Below are 2,222 nucleotides of genomic sequence, written 5' to 3'. Positions count from 1 at the left end.
TCTCCACGGTTCCGGGCCATATGGGCTTGATCGCGGATGCCGATGAAGCGGTTCGGATCTCGTCGTCGATCGGCTATCCGGTGATGATCAAAGCCTCTGCCGGCGGCGGCGGCAAGGGGATGCGCATCGCATGGAACGACCTGGAGGCCCGCGAGGGATTCCAGTCATCGAAAAACGAAGCCAAAAGTTCCTTCGGCGACGACCGCATCTTCATCGAAAAGTTTGTGACCCAGCCGCGCCATATCGAAATACAGGTGCTGGGAGACAAGCACGGCACAGTGCTTTATCTCGGCGAGCGCGAGTGCTCGATCCAACGGCGTAACCAGAAGGTCATCGAGGAGGCGCCGTCACCCTTTCTCGACGCGGCAACACGCAAGGCCATGGGCGAGCAGGCTGTCGCCCTGGCGAAAGCAGTCGGCTATCATTCGGCCGGCACAGTCGAGTTCATCGTCGACGGCGACAGGAACTTCTATTTCCTCGAGATGAACACCCGCCTGCAGGTCGAACATCCTGTTACCGAGCTCATCACCGGCATCGATCTCGTCGAACAGATGGTCCGGGTCGCGTCAGGCGAGAAACTGAGCTTTGGCCAGAACGACGTCACCCTGACCGGCTGGGCAATCGAGAGCCGCCTTTATGCGGAAGATCCCTACCGCAACTTCCTGCCCTCAATCGGCCGGCTGTCACGCTATCGGCCGCCGGCGGAGGGCAAGCGGACGGACGGTACGATCGTTCGCAACGATACCGGCGTCTTCGAAGGCGGCGAGATTTCCATGTATTACGACCCGATGGTCGCCAAACTATGCACATGGGCGCCCGATCGTCTGGCCGCTATCGACGCGATGGGCCGAGCGCTGGACGATTTCGAAGTCGAGGGCATCGGCCATAACCTGCCATTCCTCTCCGCCGTCATGCAGCATGACAGGTTCCGTTCCGGCAAGATCACGACAGCCTTCATCGCAGAAGAGTTTCCAGACGGATTTCATGGCGTCGTTGCCGATGTGGTGTCTGCCGGCAAGCTGGCCGCGGTCGCAGCGTTCATCAATCATGCCGTCCAGAGCCGCGCAGCACTGATTTCGGGAACGATCGGCAATCATCGCCGTATCATTGGTCGCGATTGGGTGGCGAAGGTGGGCGACCATTCGTTCGCTCTATCGATCGACCGATCGGGCGAGGTTGCGACGGTCGGATTCGACGGAACCACGGTGCGTGTCGAAAGCCCCTGGAAGCCCGGCCAGGGCCATGCGGTCTTCCGTTTGGATGGCGATGAGATAGGCGTGAAGATCTCGACCTCGGGCACCGGTATCCGGCTGCGCTGGCGGGGCATGGATATCATTGCCCATGTGCGCGAACCCCGGGTTGCCCAGCTTGCCGCGCTGATGCCCGTCAAGCAGGCGGCCGACACCTCCAAGATGCTGCTTTGCCCGATGCCCGGCATCATCACCCATGTTGCCGTGAAGGAAGGCGACGCGGTCGAGGCCGGGCAGGTTCTTGCCACGGTGGAAGCGATGAAGATGGAAAACACGCTGCGTGCCGAACGGCGCGGCGTCGTCAAACGTGTGGCAGCCACTGCCGGCCAAAGCTTTGCGGTCGATGAATTGATCATGGAGTTTGAGTGATGTCTTCCGACAAGACGCTCGCCGATTGGGAGGCATTGGCAACGCGGGAGCTGAAATCGCCGGTCGATTCCTTGACCTGGGAGACGCCTGAGGGAATAGCGATCAGGCCGCTCTATACCCGGGACGACCTCAAGGCGATCGACCATCTCGATTCCTTGCCGGGTTTTGCGCCGTTTGTGCGAGGCCCGCGCGCCACGATGTATGCAGGCCGTCCCTGGACGATCCGCCAGTATGCCGGCTTTTCGACGGCCGAGGCGTCCAATGCCTTCTACAAGCGCAACCTCGCCGCCGGCCAAAAAGGCCTTTCCGTCGCCTTCGATCTCGCCACCCATCGTGGCTACGACAGCGACCATCCACGCGTCGTCGGCGACGTCGGCAAGGCGGGCGTGGCAATCGACAGCGTCGAGGATATGAAGATCCTGTTCGACGGCATTCCGCTGCAGGACATGTCGGTCTCCATGACCATGAATGGCGCGGTCATTCCGATTCTCGCGAATTTCATCGTCGCCGGCGAGGAGCAGGGGGTTTCCCGGGCCATGCTGTCCGGCACGATCCAGAACGACATCCTCAAGGAGTTCATGGTTCGCAACACCTATATCTATC

2 protein-coding genes are annotated in these 2,222 nt (G+C 61.0%); both read left to right on the top strand.

Annotation, left to right across the window (positions count from 1 at the left end; genetic code table 11):
- A partial coding sequence (locus AC1D35_RS35680) for an ATP-binding protein (protein ID WP_477942687.1) occupies positions 1–1,619 on the top strand: 1,619 nt, incomplete at its 5' end.
- Positions 1,619–2,222, top strand: a 604-nt coding sequence (locus AC1D35_RS35675) for a methylmalonyl-CoA mutase family protein (protein ID WP_477942685.1), incomplete at its 3' end; no start/stop codon positions are given. The genes AC1D35_RS35680 and AC1D35_RS35675, both read left to right, overlap by 1 nt.

Source organism: Rhizobium sp. P1_E6 (assembly GCF_056405875.1).
Note: the sequence above shows the minus strand (reverse complement) of the source record. Positions and strands in the feature narration are given on the sequence as shown.